The sequence below is a fragment of the Sulfuritortus calidifontis genome, assembly GCF_003967275.1.
In the GTDB taxonomy this organism is placed as follows: domain Bacteria; phylum Pseudomonadota; class Gammaproteobacteria; order Burkholderiales; family Thiobacillaceae; genus Sulfuritortus; species Sulfuritortus calidifontis.
Genome location: NZ_AP018721.1, coordinates 35272 through 51755 on the forward strand (window position 1 = coordinate 35272; position 16484 = coordinate 51755).

The 16484-nt window shown below is 65.8% G+C and carries 19 protein-coding genes; 12 read left to right on the forward strand and 7 right to left on the reverse strand.

The window, feature by feature from the left end:
* The first annotated feature begins 8 nt into the window (after positions 1–8).
* From EL388_RS00230 to EL388_RS00255, 6 genes are all read left to right on the forward strand, one after another.
* Positions 9–1469, forward strand: a complete 1461-nt coding sequence (locus tag EL388_RS00230; RefSeq protein ID WP_126457903.1) for a tail fiber protein — start codon at positions 9–11, stop codon at positions 1467–1469.
* Between the two features lie 9 nt (positions 1470–1478).
* Complete coding sequence (locus EL388_RS00235) at positions 1479–1976, forward strand: DUF4376 domain-containing protein (protein ID WP_126457906.1); 498 nt, start codon at positions 1479–1481, stop codon at positions 1974–1976.
* A gap of 8 nt (positions 1977–1984) precedes the next feature.
* A complete protein-coding gene (locus EL388_RS00240; RefSeq protein WP_197721800.1) occupies positions 1985–2236 on the forward strand; it encodes a hypothetical protein in 252 nt (83 codons plus the stop codon).
* Between the two features lie 77 nt (positions 2237–2313).
* Positions 2314–2742: a YaiI/YqxD family protein gene (locus tag EL388_RS00245; RefSeq protein WP_126457912.1), complete on the forward strand. Its 429-nt coding sequence runs from the start codon at positions 2314–2316 to the stop codon at positions 2740–2742.
* Positions 2739–3422 (forward strand): SDR family oxidoreductase, encoded by a 684-nt coding sequence (locus EL388_RS00250; protein WP_126457915.1) that lies wholly within the window; start codon positions 2739–2741, stop codon positions 3420–3422. The genes EL388_RS00245 and EL388_RS00250 overlap by 4 nt, the downstream gene beginning before the upstream one ends.
* 110 nt (positions 3423–3532) lie before the next feature.
* Positions 3533–4060: a peptidylprolyl isomerase gene (locus tag EL388_RS00255; RefSeq protein WP_197721839.1), complete on the forward strand. Its 528-nt coding sequence runs from the start codon at positions 3533–3535 to the stop codon at positions 4058–4060.
* Between the two features lie 59 nt (positions 4061–4119).
* Here EL388_RS00255 and EL388_RS00260 read toward each other — a convergent pair whose 3' ends face one another.
* Complete coding sequence (locus tag EL388_RS00260; RefSeq protein ID WP_126457921.1) at positions 4120–4728, reverse strand: DsrE/DsrF/DrsH-like family protein; 609 nt, start codon at positions 4726–4728, stop codon at positions 4120–4122.
* 100 nt (positions 4729–4828) lie between these two features.
* Between EL388_RS00260 and EL388_RS00265 the strand changes: the two genes are divergently transcribed.
* The gene (locus EL388_RS00265) at positions 4829–5722 is read left to right on the forward strand and encodes a LysR family transcriptional regulator (RefSeq protein WP_126457924.1); all 894 of its coding nucleotides are present in this window, start codon (positions 4829–4831) and stop codon (positions 5720–5722) included.
* Positions 5723–5779: 57 nt separating this feature from the next.
* Here the strand turns inward: EL388_RS00265 and EL388_RS00270 are convergent, their stop codons facing one another.
* The 6 genes from EL388_RS00270 to EL388_RS14160 form a co-directional block, all read right to left on the reverse strand.
* A complete protein-coding gene (locus EL388_RS00270) occupies positions 5780–6382 on the reverse strand; it encodes a peroxiredoxin (protein ID WP_126457927.1) in 603 nt (200 codons plus the stop codon).
* A gap of 140 nt (positions 6383–6522) precedes the next feature.
* Positions 6523–6897, reverse strand: coding sequence for a DNA-binding transcriptional response regulator (locus EL388_RS00275; RefSeq protein WP_126457930.1), 375 nt, complete (start codon positions 6895–6897; stop codon positions 6523–6525).
* A gap of 6 nt (positions 6898–6903) precedes the next feature.
* Positions 6904–9462 carry a type I DNA topoisomerase gene (topA, locus tag EL388_RS00280; protein ID WP_126457933.1) on the reverse strand — a complete coding sequence of 853 codons (2559 nt, stop codon included), beginning with the start codon at positions 9460–9462 and terminating at the stop codon, positions 6904–6906.
* 10 nt (positions 9463–9472) lie between these two features.
* Positions 9473–9934: a Smg family protein gene (locus tag EL388_RS00285; protein WP_126457936.1), complete on the reverse strand. Its 462-nt coding sequence runs from the start codon at positions 9932–9934 to the stop codon at positions 9473–9475.
* Between the two features lie 7 nt (positions 9935–9941).
* Entirely contained in the window at positions 9942–11018 is a 1077-nt protein-coding gene (gene dprA, locus EL388_RS00290) for a DNA-processing protein DprA (protein ID WP_232019141.1), read from the reverse strand.
* Complete coding sequence (locus tag EL388_RS14160) at positions 11015–12103, reverse strand: LysM peptidoglycan-binding domain-containing protein (RefSeq protein ID WP_232019142.1); 1089 nt, start codon at positions 12101–12103, stop codon at positions 11015–11017. The genes dprA and EL388_RS14160 overlap by 4 nt, the downstream gene beginning before the upstream one ends.
* A 96-nt stretch (positions 12104–12199) precedes the next feature.
* Here EL388_RS14160 and def point away from each other — a divergent pair, with 96 nt between their 5' ends.
* The 5 genes from def to EL388_RS00320 all read left to right on the forward strand — a co-directional run bounded on the left by def (position 12200) and on the right by EL388_RS00320 (position 16483).
* Positions 12200–12703, forward strand: coding sequence for a peptide deformylase (gene def, locus EL388_RS00300; RefSeq protein WP_126457945.1), 504 nt, complete (start codon positions 12200–12202; stop codon positions 12701–12703).
* Positions 12704–12775: 72 nt separating this feature from the next.
* Complete coding sequence (fmt, locus tag EL388_RS00305) at positions 12776–13714, forward strand: methionyl-tRNA formyltransferase (protein ID WP_126457948.1); 939 nt, start codon at positions 12776–12778, stop codon at positions 13712–13714.
* Between the two features lie 57 nt (positions 13715–13771).
* Positions 13772–14626 (forward strand): zinc metalloprotease HtpX, encoded by an 855-nt coding sequence (gene htpX, locus EL388_RS00310; protein WP_126457951.1) that lies wholly within the window; start codon positions 13772–13774, stop codon positions 14624–14626.
* Between the two features lie 38 nt (positions 14627–14664).
* A complete protein-coding gene (gene rsmB, locus EL388_RS00315) occupies positions 14665–15942 on the forward strand; it encodes a 16S rRNA (cytosine(967)-C(5))-methyltransferase RsmB (protein WP_126457954.1) in 1278 nt (425 codons plus the stop codon).
* Positions 15920–16483 (forward strand): DUF4390 domain-containing protein, encoded by a 564-nt coding sequence (locus tag EL388_RS00320; RefSeq protein ID WP_165919199.1) that lies wholly within the window; start codon positions 15920–15922, stop codon positions 16481–16483. Before rsmB ends, EL388_RS00320 begins: the two co-directional genes overlap by 23 nt.
* Position 16484: the final 1 nt, after the last annotated feature.

Below are 16484 nucleotides of genomic sequence, written 5' to 3' on the forward strand. Positions count from 1 at the left end.
GAGATGACATGGCGCAACATGACTATCTGATCGACAACCAGCCAGGCGTTGCCTTCCGCGCCGACCTCAACGCGGCGCTCGCCGCCATCGTGAGCAACAACGCCGGCGCGACCGAGCCGGCGACGACCTATCCCTATCAGTGGTGGGCCGACACCACCAGCGGCAAGCTCAAGCTGCGCAACGCCGCCAATACCGGCTGGATCGAGGTGGGAAGCTTGAGCGACCCGAATCTCGGCCTCGCACTCAAGGGTGCGATCACATCCTCCGGTCTCACCCAGTCCTCCGGCAAGCTGCTCGGTCGCGCGTCGAGCGGCGACGGCGCGGTAGAAGAGATCAGCGTCGGGAGCGGGCTGTCGTTGACAGGTGTGGTCCTGAGCGCATCCGGCGTGCCGGTCGGCAGTATCATCTATACGTCTAGCAAAACGCCGCCGTCTGGGTTTTTACGCTGCAACGGGCAGGAGGTGAGCCAGACTACATACGCGGAGTTGTATGCCGTTGTCGGCGATACTTACAACTACACGCGCAACGTGTATGTCAACGGGAAGCCGCACAGACAGCAGTATTGGGAAAACACTACGCAGAATGCGGATATTACTGGATGGACGACCGGCACGAGCCTGCCAGGAGCGTTGTACGCTTCTCAAGCCATCGTCACGAACAGCAGAGTATATCTGCTCGGCGGCTATGTCAGCAGTGCTGTAAGCACTGTCTACACTGCGCCGATCAATCCGGACGGTACGCTAGGCGCATGGACGACCGGCACGAGCCTGCCAGGAGCGTTGTACGCTTCTCAAGCCATCGTCACGAACAGCAGAGTATATCTGCTCGGCGGCTATGTCAGCAGTGCTGTAAGCACTGTCTACACTGCGCCGATCAATCCGGACGGTACGCTAGGCGCATGGACTACCGGAACGAGCCTGCCAGGGGCGTTAAGCCGTCCTCAAGCCATCGTCACGAACAGCCTAGTATATTTGCTCGGCGGCGATAACGGCGGTTCCGTAAGCACTGTCTACACTGCGCCGATCAATCCGGACGGTACGCTAGGCGCATGGACGACCGGAACGAGCCTGCCAGTGGCGTTAAGCCTTTCTCAAGCCATCGTCACCAACAGCCGAGTATATCTGCTCGGTGGTTATGTCAGCAGTGCTGTAAGCACTGTCTACACTGCGCCGATCAATCCGGACGGTACGCTAGGCGCATGGACTACCGGAACGAGCCTGCCAGGGGCGTTAAGCATTTCTCAAGCCATCGTCACCAACAGCCGAGTATATCTGCTCGGTGGTTATGTCAGCAGTGCTGTAAGCACTGTCTACACCGCTTCGTTTTCAGGCGGGCTTAACGATTATTTAACCCCGCATAAGTCCTACATCGCGCAGAACCCGTCAACTGGAAACTTCTACTTGCCAAACGTTGGGCCAGAAGCAACTTACTACGGCGAAGACGCGATTTACGCACACATCAAATACTAAGGGGGCGCCATGATCTATTACGCTTTCAATCCAATCACTCGTCGATATAGCGGTGAGACCGAGTCCGAAGGTTGTCCCACGTTCGCTACAGCTACGGCCCCGCACCGCCCAGACGCGGTTTACGACGTCATCCACCGTGTGTGGGTCGATCCGCCTGATACCACGCCGTCCATTGCCGAAGTCAAAGCCGCCAAGAAGCTCCAGATCGAAGCCGAGCGCGACGCGCAGTGCGTGGCGAACGTCACTGTCAACGGCCACGTGTGGCAGGCAGACAAGCGCAGCCAAGAGCTACTCGGCCAAGCCATCTCGCTTGCGCAAGCCGGGCTCCCGCTGCCGTCGGTATGGCGTGACGCAGACAACAACGACGTGCCTGTCACGTCCATCGCAGACTTGCTCGCCATCGCTGGCGTGATCGCGCAGCAGGTGCAGACTGCCTACTCCACGTCATGGGCGCGGAAGGCTGCGCTTGAGGCCGCGACGACGATCGAAGAGGTGAATGCGGTATGAGATGGCGTGTGCTCAATCTCCTGATAGCGCTCGACCAACTTGCCTGGGTGTTGCTCACGCTCGGCAACGGCAGCCCGGACGAGACGATTAGCGCGGCAGCGTACCGGATGGAGCGCCAGGGCAAGCTCGCCGGCCGCATCCTGCGCCCGCTGATCGACGCTATCTTCCGCCCGGTCGAGCGCGATCACTGCCGCCGGAGCTACGCGTCCGAGATAGCCGGCTCACAGCTACCGGATAGCTACCGTGCACGCATTACATGAGATGCGCGTCGTCGCATGGAATGTGAGCACGCCTAGCTAGGCGTCTCATCTGGTATGCGAATTTTATCTCATACCATATGAGACGATTCGCAAACCTTTCGAGACACCAATTGCAAACTAGTTGCGACATTACACTGACCCTGGTGGCCAACAAGCTGTTGCGGGTGCCGCCCTCCCCCTGGCTCAAGGCCCTGCAAGTGCCCGGCGGCTTCGATGTCGCCGATGCCGAGATCGCCCGCCGCTGCGAGCCGGGCGACCTGGTGATCACCGCCGACATCCCGCTCGCCGCCCAGGTCATCGAAAAGGGCGGCCATGCCCTCAACCCCCGGGGCGAGTTCTACTCCAAGGAAAACATCCGCGAGGCCCTGAACCTGCGCGACTTCATGGACGGCCTGCGCGGCAGCGGCGTGCAGACCGGCGGCCCGCCACCCCTGTCGCAGGCCGACCGCCAGGCCTTCGCCAATCAGTTGGACCGCTTTCTGGCCAAGGCTAAAATCCGGCCATGAAAAAGACTATCCTCATCACCGGCACGAGCCGCGGCCTGGGCCGGGCCATGACCGCCGAATTCGTCCGCCTGGGCCACACCGTGATCGGCTGCGGCCGCGACAAGAGTGCGATCGCCCGGCTCAAGAAACAATACGGCCCGCCCCACCGCTTCGACGTGGTCGACGTCACCGACGATGCCGCGGTGAAGCACTGGGCCAAGGCGGTGCTGGCCGAGTACGCGCCGCCCGACCTGCTGCTCAACAACGCCGCCCTGATCAACCCGCTCGCCCCGCTGTGGGAGGTGCCGCAGCAGGCGTTCGACGCGGTGATCGACGTCAACATCAAGGGCGTGGCCAACGTCATCCGCCACTTCGTGCCGGCCATGGTGGCGAAGAAGCACGGGGTGATCTGCAACTTCAGCTCGGGCTGGGGCCGCTCGACCGACGCCCAGGTCGCGCCCTACTGCGCGAGCAAGTGGGCGATCGAGGGCCTGACCCAGGCCCTGGCCCAGGAACTGCCCCGGGGCATGGCCGCCATCCCGCTCTCGCCCGGCATCATCAACACCGACATGCTCAAGGCCTGCTTCGGCACGGACGCCGCCGCCTATCCCACGGCCGAGGAATGGGCCGAGGATGCCGTGCCCTGGCTGCTCAAGCTCGGGCCCAGGGACAACGGCCGCTCGCTCACCATCGGCGACTGAGCCCTGTTTCACGTGAAACCAAACCAAGGAAAACCATGATCAGCAAAATCTTGCGTGCCCTGCTCGCCGCCGCCGCCCTCCTCGCCCCGCCCGCCTTCGCCGGCAACCCAATGGTCCGGATGACCACCAACGTCGGCCCGGTCGAGATCGAGCTGTATCAGGACAAGGCCCCGGCCACAGTGAAGAACTTCCTGACCTATGTCGATGCCGGCTTCTACAACGGCACGATCTTCCACCGGGTGATCCCCGGCTTCATGATCCAGGGCGGCGGCTTCGAGCCCGGCCTGAAGGAGAAGCCGACCCGGGCGCCGATCCAGAACGAGGCCGACAACGGCCTGAAGAACACCGTCGGCACCCTGGCCATGGCCCGGACCATGGACCCGCACTCGGCCAGCGCCCAGTTCTTCATCAACGTGGCCAACAACCGCGGCCTCGACCACACCCGCAAGAGCATGAACGGCTGGGGCTACGCCGTGTTCGGCCGGGTGGTGAAAGGCATGGAGGTGGTGGGCAAGATCGCCGAGGTGGCCACCCGCTCGGTCGGCCCCTTCGACGACGTGCCGCGGGTGGACATCGTGATCACCAAGATGGAACGCCTGCCGGAGCCCGGCCAGGCGGCGCCGGCCAAGCCGAAATAAGCCGGCTGCCTGTCGATGAAAACGGGGCCGTCATGGCCCCTTTTCTTTTGCTAATGCGGCTAGATGAACAGGCAGACATCGGACTGCTGCGCCTTGGGCAAGACCGAGGTCGCGCCCAGCCACTCGCTGATCTCGGGGATGAAGTCGTCCCGCTGCCAGCCGAACAGGTCTACCGTCATCTGGCAGGCCGAGAGCTTGACCCCGGCCTCGATGCAAAGCCCGCGCAGCTCGGCGATCGAGGCCACGCCCTTGTCCGAGAGGGTCTTTTTCATCATCGCCGTCGCCGCGCCTTCGAAGCCCGGGATGCCGGCCATCAGCAGGTTGGGCATGGACCAATCGATGCCGCGCAGCCACGCCGGCCCCACCGGCAGCTTCATCGGCATGGCCGGATTGCCCAGCGGGCTGATGCCGAGATCGAGGTCCTTCTTCAGCAGGTTGAGCGCATAGAAGGAAAAGAAAATCTCGACCTCCCAGTCGAGCGAGGCAGCGGTAGAGGCCAGGATGAAAGGCGGATAGGCCATGTCCAGCGTGCCCTTGGTGGTGATCAGGGTCAGGCGCGGCGTGCGGGCCGCTTCGCGTTCCTGCAGCTTGGCCTCCAGCCGTTCATCGAGCCAGGCGTCGAGCTCGTGCAGGTTATACGGCGGCAAGGGGCTGACGACGGCATTCATGCAATTTCCTCTTTGGTGGCAACGCAGTCACTCTATAGAAAAGGAAATCGCAGATAATCCGGGCTAATCGAAAATAATCATTAACCGGGGGTTAACAATCGTGAGCCTGCTCGCCTATATGGAATACTTCGCCACCGTGGTCGAATGCGGCAGCGTCACCGCCGCCGCTGAGCGGTTGGGCCTGTCGAAACCGGCGGTGAGCAAGCAGCTGGGGCAACTGGAGCTGCGCCTGGGTGTGCGCCTGCTCAACCGCACCACCCGGCGCATGCACCTGACCGAGGCCGGCGAGCAGTTCTACCGCCACTGTCGCCGGGCGCTGGACGAGGCGATGGAGGCCGAGCAGGCGGTGGCGCCCTTGCAGAGCGAGCCGCAAGGCCAGCTGCGCATCTCGGCGCCGCAGTGCCTGGCGCTGTCCCTGTTCAAGACCGCCCTCCCCGCCTTCCAGGCCCGCTATCCCAAGATCGGCCTGGAGATCTCTATCAGCGGCCGCTATGTCGATCTGGTGAAGGACGGCTTCGATGCCGGCCTGCGCATCGGCGAACTGGAAGACTCCAGCCTGATCGCGCGGCGCATCGCGCCGGTGCGTTCGCTGGTCTGCGCCGCGCCCGGCTATTGGCGGCGTCACGGCAAGCCGACACACCCGGGCGAGCTGGCGGCGCACAACTGCCTGATTTACAGCGAGCGGCAGCAGGCCAGGCAATGGGGCTTCACGGAAAAAGACGGCAAGGCATTCCGGGTGGCGGTCAGCGGCAATCTGGTGTCGGACGACGCCTCGCTCTTGCTGACGGCGGCCAGGCAGGGACAAGGGGTGGTGATGGGGCCGGCCTTCATGTATGCCGACGCGGTGAGTAACGGCGAACTGGAACCTGCCTTGGAGGATTACGCCCGGCCCGCGGCGGGGCTCTATGTGGTCTATCCGAACGCGCCGCACCTCGCCTCGAAGGTGCGGGTCTTTGCCGATTTCATGCAGCAGGCGGGCCTGGTGCTGAACTAAGCGCCGAAGCGAAAAAGGGGCCGTCGGGCCCCTTTTCCTTGTACCGGCGAAGACGGCCTACAGCTCCTTGCTGTGCTTGGCCAGGTAGTCGGCGACGCCGTCGGGGTTGGCCTTCATGCCGGCCTTGCCCTTGTTCCAGCCGGCCGGGCAGACCTCGCCGTGCTGCTCGGTGAACTGCAGGGCGTCGACCATGCGCAGCATCTCGTCGATGTTGCGGCCCAGCGGCAGGTCGTTGACCACCTGGTGGCGGACGACGCCGGCCTTGTCGATCAGGAAGGAGCCGCGGAAGGCGACGCCGGCGTCGGCCTCGACGTCATAGGCCTTGCAGATCTCGTGCTTGATGTCGGCGACCAGCGGGTAGCCGACCTTGCCGATGCCGCCCTTCTCGATCGGGGTGTTCTTCCAGGCCAGGTGGGTGAACTGGGAGTCGATGGAAACGCCGATGACCTCAACGTTGCGGTCCTTGAACTCCTTCAGGCGGTGGTCGAAGGCGATCAGTTCGGACGGGCAGACGAAGGTGAAGTCGAGCGGATAGAAGAAGACCACGGCGTACTTGCCTTTGGTGTAGGCGGCAAAGTTGAAGGAGGCGTTGATGTCGTTGTCGCCCATGACGGCGACAGCGGTGAAATCGGGGGCTTGCTTGCCAACCAGAACGGCCATGTCGGATTCCTTTGTTGATTGTGGGATGCGGGTCGGCCGGCGGCCGAGGCGGCGAATCTTACTAAATTAGTCGGGCTAGATAAACCGGGTCTAAAGGCTGATTCGCCATTCCGCGCCGGCCGACATAAGGTAGGCGGTGCCTACACCCACTCGCGCAGTACCGCCTCCAATTCCGCCTCTCTCACCGGCAAGGTGAGCGCGGCGTCGATGCGGAAGCGCTGCCGCACCTTGTCCAGGGCGTCCTGGTGGCCAGGCACGTAGAAGACCAGGGTCTTGCAGCCGGCCTGCTTCTGCGCGGCGGCCAGCAGGGACTCCAGGTTGCTCACCCGGTCGCGGAAGTCGGAATCGGAGAAGAAGTCGGCCACCACCACGTCGGGCGGGGTCTTGCGCATGAGGGCGATGGCCTTGCGCACCGAGAACTCGGTGGCGACCTTGTAGCCCAGGCGCTCGTAGAGCGGGCGCATGTTGGGGTAGCCCAGAAACTCGATGACCGAGAGCAAGACTTTCTGTGACATCGCCGCTTACTTCTTCGCGGCGGTCTTGCGCGTCGTCGCAGCCTTTTTGGCGGGCGCCTTTTCGGTCTTGCTGGCAGCCTTGGCCGGGGCCTTGCGTGTCGTCTTCTTCTCGGCCGGGCCCTTGGCCGCCTTGGCCGCGATCAGGTCCAGGGCCTCGGCCAGGGTGATGCTCTCGGGCTTGAAGTCCTTGGGCAGGGTGGCGTTGATCTTGCCGTGCTGGACGTAGGGACCGTAGCGGCCGTCCTTTACCACCACCGGCGCGCCGTCGGCCGGGTGCTTGCCCAGTTCGCGTCCGGGGTCGGCCGCCGCGCCGCGCCGGCCCGGCGGCAGGGCCAGAATCTCCAGGGCCTGCTTGAGGTCGACGGTGTAGACGTCGTAGGCCTTGGGGATGGACTTGAACTTGTCGTTGTGCAGCAGGTAAGGCCCGAAGCGGCCGATGTTGGCGACGATGGGCTTGCCGGTCTCCGGGTGAGTGCCTACTTCGCGTGGCAGCGAGAGCAGTAGGAGTGCGGTGTCCAGGTCCGCGGTCTCGGTCGGGCGGTCCTTGGGCCAGCTGGCGCGCCGCGGCTTGGCCTTGCTGCCCTCCTCCTGTTCGCCCAGCTGCACATACCAGCCATAGCGGCCGTTGAGCAGGGTGATGGGCTTGCCGGTGTCCGGGTCGGTGCCGAGCACGCGGCCGTTGTCCTCCGAGGCGGCATCGCCGAAGGGCCGGGTGTAATCGCAGTCGGGATAGCCGCTGCAGCCGACGAACAGACCGCGCTTGCTCGCCTGCAACAGCAGCGGCTTGCCGCACTTGGGGCAGGCCTCGTTCACCGGGCAGCCGCGCTCCACCTTGTCCTTGACCGACAATTGGGTGGCGAAGCCATCCCAGAAGTCGTGCATCACCGGCACCCAGGCGCGCGCGCCGTTGGATACATCGTCCAGCTCATCCTCCATCTGGGCGGTGAAGCCGTAGTCGACATAGTGGTCGAAGTGCTGGGTCAGGAAGCAGTTGACCAGCCGGCCCATGGCCGTGGGCTTGAACCGCTTTTTGTCGAGCAGGGCGTAGGCGCCGATGTTGTCCCGCTCGTAGAGCAAGGTGGAGATGATGTTGGCGTAGGTGGAGGGCCGGCCGATGCCATATTCCTCCAGGGTCTTGACCAGGCTGGCCTCGGAATAGCGCGGCGGCGGCTGGGTGAAGTGCTGCTCGCCGCGGATCGCGTCGACCGGCAGGCTCTCGCCCTCCTTCAAGGGCGGCAGCTTGGCCTCTTCCTCGTCCTCCGACGGCTCGTCGGCGTCCTCGTGATAGACGGCGAGAAAGCCATCGAAGGCGATGGTCTGGCCGGTGGCGCGGAACATCCCCGCCTTGCCGGCGGCCAGATCGGCCGCCACGGTGTCGAGCTGGGCCGGCGCCATCTGGCAGGCCAGGGCCCGCTTCCAGATCATCTCGTAGAGCTTGAACTGGTCTGCGCCCAGGTGATCCTTCAGGCTGTCAGGGGTGCGGGCGATGCTGGTCGGGCGGATGGCCTCGTGCGCCTCCTGGGCGTTCTTGGCCTTGTTGGCGTAGGTGACCGCCTGCGTCGGCAGGTAGTCGCGGCTGAACTGCTTGGCGATGTAGCCGCGGATCTCGGCGATGGCCTCCTGGGCCAGGTTGACCGAGTCGGTCCGCATGTAGGTGATGAGGCCGACGGCGCCGCCGCCGATGTCCACGCCCTCGTACAGCTGCTGGGCGGTGCGCATGGCGCGCTCGGCCGAGAAACCCAGCTTGCGCACGGCCTCCTGCTGCAGGGTGGAGGTGGTGAACGGCGCGGCGGGTGAACGCTGTTTGCGCTTCTTCTCGACCTTGGCCACGGTAACCGTGCCATTGGCCGCATGAGTGAGCGCTTCCACCACTTCTTGCTGGCGGGCCTCGTTCTCAATCGAGAACTGTTGGATCTTCTCGCCCTGGAACTGGGTCAGCCGGGCGCCGAATTTCTGCCGGCCCTGATGACTGTCGAGGTGGATGGTCCAGTACTCGCGGGGGACGAAGCGTTCGATCTCCTCCTCGCGTTCGCAGATCAGGCGCAGGGCCGGGCTCTGCACCCGGCCGGCGGACAGGCCGGGGCTGATCTTCTTCCAGAGCAGGGGCGACAGGTTGAAGCCGACCAGATAGTCCAGCGCCCGGCGGGCCTGTTGGGCGTTGACCAGCTCCATGGCGATGTCGCGTGGATGGGCGATGGCGTCCTTCACCGCCCGCTCGGTGATCTCGTGGAAGACCACGCGCTTAACCGGCTTCTTGGCCAGCAGCTTGCGCTCGCGCAGGATCTCGGCCAGGTGCCAGGCGATGGCCTCGCCCTCGCGGTCCGGGTCGGTGGCGATCAGCACTTCGTCGGCCTTCTTCACCGCGCGGGCAATGGCCTCGACGTGCTTGGCGTTGCGCTCGATCACCTCGTACTTCATGGCGAATTCGTTGGCGGTGTCGACCGAGCCGGTCTTGGGCAGGAGGTCGCGGACATGGCCATAGGAGGCCAGCACCTCGTAGCCGGGGCCAAGATACTTCTTCAGGGTCTTCGCCTTCGAGGGCGACTCGACAATCAATAGATGCATGTTTTGCTTATTAATGAAGCGTCGGCGGCTCGTCGTCCAGATCCTGGACCAGGTCTTCCAGCCAGAACGCCTCCAGCGGGCCGCCCAGGCGCCACAGCGCGATCAGGGCGATCCATTTGATCTTGTCGGCCGGCACCTCGCGGTCGTCCAGGGCCAAAGCGCGCTCGATCACCCACTCGCGGCCGTAGGGCGAGAGCAGCCCGGCCGACTCCAGGTAGGTGATGAAGCCCCGACCGGCGGCGTCGAGCCGGCTGATCTCGAGGTCGGTGTAATGGCGCAGGCCGGCATGGGCGAGCTGGCCGTTCTCGTCCTGCGGCGTGAGGCTTTCCAGGCCCGAGAGCCAGTCCAGCGCGCGATCGATCTCGGCCTGCTCGAAGCCTGCGGCGAGCAGCTTGCGGGCCAGAGATTCGACGTCGGGGTAATAGTCGTCGGCGAGGTAGTTTTCGTAGAGGTATTGGAGGATTTCGAACATGTCGACCTCAATACAGGCGTTGATATAAGCCGCCCGGCAGTGCGGCAACCTTGCCGTTCAGTTCGTGCGCGAGAAGCATCGCTGAAACGGTATCCACCGTCAAGCCGGAACCGGCGACCAGGGCGTCGAGGCCGACCGGCTCCGGGCCCATGAGCCCAAGCAGGACGTCGGTTTCAGGCGGCTCGGTGGCAGTCACGTAAGTAGGCGCCCACTGAAAGCGCAATTCCTCGAGGATGTCCTCGGCCGACTCGACCAGCTTGGCCCCCTGTTTAATGAGGGCGTGGCAGCCGCGGCTCAAGGGCGAATGGATCGAGCCGGGCAGGGCGAACACCTCCCTACCCTGCTCCGCCGCCAGCTTGGCCGTGATCAGCGAGCCGCTGTCGGGCGCTGCCTCGATCACCAGCGTGCCCAGGGCCAGGCCGCTGATGATGCGGTTGCGCCGGGGGAAATGACCGGGCCTGGGCGGGGTGCCCAGGGCGAATTCGGAGACGATGGCGCCCTGTTCCGCCATTTTGTGTGCAAGATCACGGTTTTTCGCCGGGTAAATCCGGTCCAGCCCGGTGCCGACCACGGCCACGCTGCGGCCCTGCCCGGCCAGACCGCCTTCATGGGCGGCGGCGTCGATGCCCTCGGCCAGACCGCTGACCACGGTCAGCCCCGCCTCGGCCAGGGCCTGGGCGAAGGCCCGGGCGTCGCGCTTGCCCTGGGGGGTGGCGTTGCGGCTGCCGACGATGGCGATCATCGGCCGGGCAAGCCAGGCGGGATCACCTTTTATATACAGCCAGGCCGGCGGGTCGGGCAGGTTGCGCAGGGCCTCGGGGTAGGCCGGGTCGGTGCAGGGCAGGAAGTGGTTGCCGGGCTCGGCCAGCCAGGTCAGGGCGTCCTGGTGCCGGGCCGCGTCCACCCCTTGGGCGATGGCCGAGGCCAGTGGCTCGCCCACGATGGGCTTGAGCAGCCCCACCGGGGCGTCGAAGACGCTTTTCGCGTCGGGGAAGTGTTCGAACAGGCGCCGGGCGGCGTCCGGACCGAGGCCGGGGATGGCCTCCAGGGCGAGCCAGTGGAGGGCGTCGGCCGGGGCGGTCAAGGGTTGCGCACGGCGTCCTTGATGGCCACCGGTTGTTCGCCCTTGAGCACCAGGGCGTAGGCCGCGCGCTCGAACACGCGGTAGACGAAGGCGACGGCGATGCGCTTGTCCGGGATCGACTGGCCGTTTTCGTCGTACTTGCTGCACTCGTCCTTGGCATTCTTGCGGCCGGCGATGAAGGCCAGCTTCTCGGCGCGCAGGCATCGGGGGTCGGCGATCGAGGGCGCGGCGCGGTAGACGCCGAGCACGTGACCGACCTCGAGGCCGTCGCGGCTGCCCTTGTTCAGCACCAGGCTGCTGTAGGTGCCGGTGAGCTTGGCGCCGGACAGGGTGGCGGCGACCTTGGCCGCGATCGGTTTGTCCGGCGCGTGCGGCGCGAAGGCCATGTCGCTGTTGCCGAAGTGGGGGTAGAGCCGGTCGCGCTCGAGCACTTCCTGGCTGGTCTTGTCGATCTCGAACAGGGCGGGCTGGCCCGGCTCGATCATGTGCATCATGCCGACGTGGATCAACAGGTTGCCCAGGGTCTCGCCGCTGTCCGGGTCGATCACCGCGGGGCCGGCGCGGACGATCTCCCAGCGCGGCACGCTGGTGTCATTGGCGGTGGCGTAGACCCGGTCGCCGGCGCCGTAGAGCACGCGACCCTCGCTCGAGCCGAGGATGCGCGGTGCCTTGGCCAGCTCGTTGTCGTCGATCAGGCCACCCTGGTTGAGCAGGGAGGCGATGGCCTCATACGGGATGCTGGGGATGGCGGCGGCCTTCTCCTCGATCGGTTCGGCCCGTGCCTGCGGCGACAGCTTCACCGTCTCCAGGGCGTCACGCTCCAGCACCAGCTGCGGCTGGTCCCCGCGCATGAGGCGCACGGTGTCGCCCGGATAGATCAGGTGCGGGTTCTTGATCTCTTCGCGGTTGAGCCGCCAGACCTCCGGCCATTTCCATGGGTTCTTCAGGAAGCGCTCGGAGATGCCCCAGAGGGTGTCGCCCTTGACCACGGTGTGCCGGTCGGGCGCGTTGTCCTGGAGCTGGACCTCGTCGGCCATCGCGGTGAACGATGCCAGGACGAGGGCGGTCAATAGTGCAAGACGCATGGTTTTCCCCATCGGAGAGGCGATTCTGGTTCGTTATACTAACGCCAACTGAATATGGAAAAGGCAAGATCGCGCTTGCCTCACGGGTTCAAGCATATGGCTTTGTTGAAAATACTGCACTACCCCGATCCGCGCCTGCACATCGTGGCCAAGCCGGTGGACAAGGTCGACGAGCACATCCGCAAACTGGCGGCGGACATGGCCGAGACCATGTATGCCGCGCCGGGCATCGGCCTGGCGGCAACCCAGGTCGACCATCACATCCAGATGCTGGTGCTCGACGTCAGCGAGACCCACGATCAGCTGATGACCTTCATCAACCCGCAGATCGTCGAGGCCAACGGCGAGACGGTGTACGAGGAAGGCTGCCTGTCGGTGCCCGGCATCTACGATGAGGTCAAGCGCGCCGAGCGCATCCGGGTGCGCGCGCTCAACCTCGACGGCGAGGAATTCGAGCTGGAGGCCGACGGCCTGCTCGCCATCTGCATCCAGCACGAGATCGATCACCTCAAAGGCAAGGTCTTCGTCGAATACCTGTCGCGCTTGAAGCAGGACCGGATCAAGCAGAAGCTGATGAAACGGGCGCGCGAGGCCATGTAATCGCGCGCGGCGTTGGGGGGGCGCCGCAGTACAATTCCCCCTCGTTGCCAACGTCCCGCACCTTTTGCCTTCATGCGCCTCATCTTCGCCGGTACCCCCGAGTTCGCCGCCCAGGCCCTGGCCGCCCTGATCGCGGCCGGCCACGACATCCCCCTGGTCTTGACCCAGCCCGACCGCCCGGCCGGCCGTGGCATGAAACTCAAGGCCAGCCCGGTCAAGGCGCTGGCGCTCCGGCACGGCCTGCGCGTCGAACAGCCGGAACGGCTGAAGGATGCGGCTTCCTGGGCACCGATCATCGAGGCGAAGGCCGATCTGATGATCGTCGCCGCCTACGGCCTGATCCTGCCGCAAGGGGTGCTCGACATCCCGCGCCTGGGCTGCATCAACATCCACGCCTCGCTGCTGCCGCGCTGGCGCGGCGCGGCGCCGATCCAGCGGGCGATCGAGGCGGGCGATGCGCAGACCGGCATCACCCTGATGCAGATGGACGCCGGCCTCGACACCGGCGCCATGTTGAGTAAAGCGGCGCTGCCCATCGCGGCCGACGACACCGCCGGCAGCCTGCACGACAAGCTGGCCGCGCTGGGTGCGCGCGAGATCGTCGCTCTCCTCCCGCGGCTCGAGGCCGGCACCATCCGGGCCGAGGCGCAAGATGAGAATCTGGCGACCTACGCGAAAAAGATCGGCAAGGCGGATGCCGCCATCGACTGGCGCCGGCCGGCCATTGAGCTCGACCGCCAGATCCGCGCCTTCAACCCGGTGCCCGGCGCCCATGCCCTGCTTGCCGGCGAGACGGTCAAGCTCTGGCACGCGCGGCCGGCCGAGGGCCGCGGTGCGCCGGGCGAGATCGTGGCGCTCGGGCGCGACGCGATCACCGTGGCCTGCGGCGAGGGCGCGCTGGCGCTACTCGAATTGCAGAAGGCCGGCGGCAAGCGCCTGCCGGCGGCGGCCTTCCTGGCCGGCAATCCGCTGACGGTTGGCCAGCATTTCGAGCCGCCGGCAGGCGCTTGAATTTTGCCGGGACGGCGGCATCTAATCGCCGTTCGGTTTGATAGAGGAACTCCAACCATGTTGAACAACTGGCTCAAGACCACGCTGCTGATGGCGGCCATCGTCGCCCTGTTCGGCGCGGTCGGCATGGCCATCGGCGGCGCCGGCGGCATGCTGATCGCCCTGCTCATCGGCGGCGCCGTGAACCTGTGGGCCTATTGGAATTCCGACAAGATGGTGCTGCGCATGTACAACGCGCACGAGGTCGGTCCGCACGAGGCACCCGAGTTCTACGCCATGGTCGCCGACCTCGCCCGTCGCGCAAACCTGCCCATGCCGCGGGTGTATGTGATCGACGAGGCCCAGCCCAACGCCTTCGCCACCGGGCGCAATCCGGAAAACGCCGCGGTCGCGGCGACCACCGGCATCATGCGCATCCTGACCGAGCGCGAGTTGCGCGGGGTCATGGCGCACGAGCTGGCCCACGTGAAGAACCGCGACACCCTGATCTCGACCCTGTCGGCCACGGTGGCCGGCGCCATCTCCTCGCTTGCCCAGTTCGGCTTCCTGTTCGGCGGTGGCAACAACAATGAGCGCTCGGTCCACCCGGTGGTGCAGATCGTGATCATGATCCTGGCGCCGCTGGCCGCCATGCTGATCCAGATGGCGATCTCCCGCGCCCGCGAGTTCGGGGCCGACCGCGGCGGCGCCGAGATCTGCGGCGACCCCGAAGCGCTGGCCTCGGCCCTGAACAAGATCGAGGCCTATGCCCGGGGCGTACCCATGGACGCGGCCGAACTCCATCCGGAGACGGCGCAGATGATGATCATCAACCCGCTTGCCGCTGGCGAGGGCCTGACCGGGCTGTTCCGCACCCACCCCGCCACCGAGGAACGGGTCCGGCGCCTGCTCGCCCTGGCCCGGGTGATCTGAGATGCGGCACCCCGCACAATCCCCCGGGGTGCACTCACTTGGCTAAAACCCCCGACACTGCGCGTGGCCTGGCTGCCGACTTGGTGTCGGCGGTGCTGGCCGAACACCGCAGCCTCACCGCCGCCCTCGCCGCCGCCCGCGGCCAGCGGCTCGATCCCCGCGTATTGGCCGCCGCCCAGGACCTGGCCTACGGCACTCTGCGCCACAACGGCCGGCTGCGCTTCTACCTTGATCGCCTGCTCGCCAAGCCGCTTGCGGATGCCGAGCTGACCGGCTTCCTGCTGGTTGGCCTCTATGAACTGGATCGCACCGATGCCGCGGCCTATGCCGTGGTCAACGAGACGGTGGCCGCTGCCGCCCAGCGCTTTCCCAAGGCGCGCGGTCTGGTCAATGCCGTGCTGCGCAACTTCCAGCGCCGGCAGGCCGAGCTCTCGGCCGCGGCCGAGGGCGACACGGTCGCCAAGTGGAACTTCCCCAAGTGGTGGATCAAGCGGGTGCAGGCCGATTGGCCCGAGCATTGGCAGGCGGTCCTGGAATCGGCCGCCCAGCATCCGCCCATGACCCTGCGGGTGAACCGCCGGCGTGTAAGCCTCGCCGACTATCAGGAACAGCTGGCGGCCGAGGGTATCGAGGCCCACCAGACCGGCCCCTGGGCCCTGACCCTGGCCAAGCCGGTGCCGGTCGCCGCCCTGCCCGGCTTCGCCGGGGGCGAGGTCTCGGTGCAGGACCTCGGCGCCCAGGCAGCGGTCGAACTGCTGGAATGCGGCGACGGCATGCATGTGCTCGATGCCTGCGCCGCCCCGGGCGGCAAGACCGGCCATCTGCTCGAGGCCCACGCCCTGGACCTGGTCGCCCTCGACAGCGACACCGACCGTTTGAGCCGGGTGCGGGAAAACCTCGACCGCCTGGGCCTGAGCGCTCGGCTGCTGGCGGCCGATGCCGGCAAGCCGGCGACCTGGTGGGACGGCAGGCCCTTCGACCGCATCCTGCTCGATGCCCCCTGCTCCGCCTCCGGCGTGGTGCGTCGGCATCCGGACGGCAAATGGCTCAAGCGTGTCTCCGATGTTGAAAGCCTGACAAAAGAGCAGGACCGATTGCTCGAGGCTTTATGGCCTTGCCTGGGGTCGGGTGGTAAATTGCTCTACGCCACTTGCAGCGTCTTCCGCCAGGAAAACATGGCGCGGGTGCAGGCCTTCCTCGGCCGCCACCCCGATGCCCGCCTGGACGCCCTGACCCTGCCGGGGGCAATCGACGGACAATGGCTACCCGACCCGCAGCATGACGGATTCTTCTATGCCCGCCTGGTCAAGGCGTAAATTTCTCACCGCGATGCTGGGATCGGCCCTGCTGCTCGCGCTCGCCCCGGCCCGGGCCGAGGGCATCCAGGCTAGGCAGATCGAACTGGTGGCGCGCGACGACCACTATGTCCTGTCCGGCGGCTTCGAGGTCCAGCTCAACGACAAGCTGGAAGAGGCCTTGAAGCGCGGGGTCACCATCACCTTCATCCAGGAATTCGAACTGGTGCGGCCCCGCGACTACTGGCTGAACGAGGACATCGCCGAGGCCAGCCGTACCCTCAAGCTCAGTCACAATGCCCTGCTGCGCAGTTTCACCGTCAACACCGCCGGCCGTTTGAGCAGCCACGACAGCCTGGCTGACGCCCTGGCCGCCGTGGGCAATCTCGGCAACTGGGCGGTGGTCGAGCGCCAGCAGCTGAAGAAGAAGACCACCTATCGGGCCGGTGTGCGCATGTACGTCGACCTGGCCCAGCTTCCGAAACCCCTGCAGGTCAATGCCTTCGCCTCCGATCGTTGGCAGATGGATTCCGACTGGATTCGCTGGCCGCTGAAAACCTGAG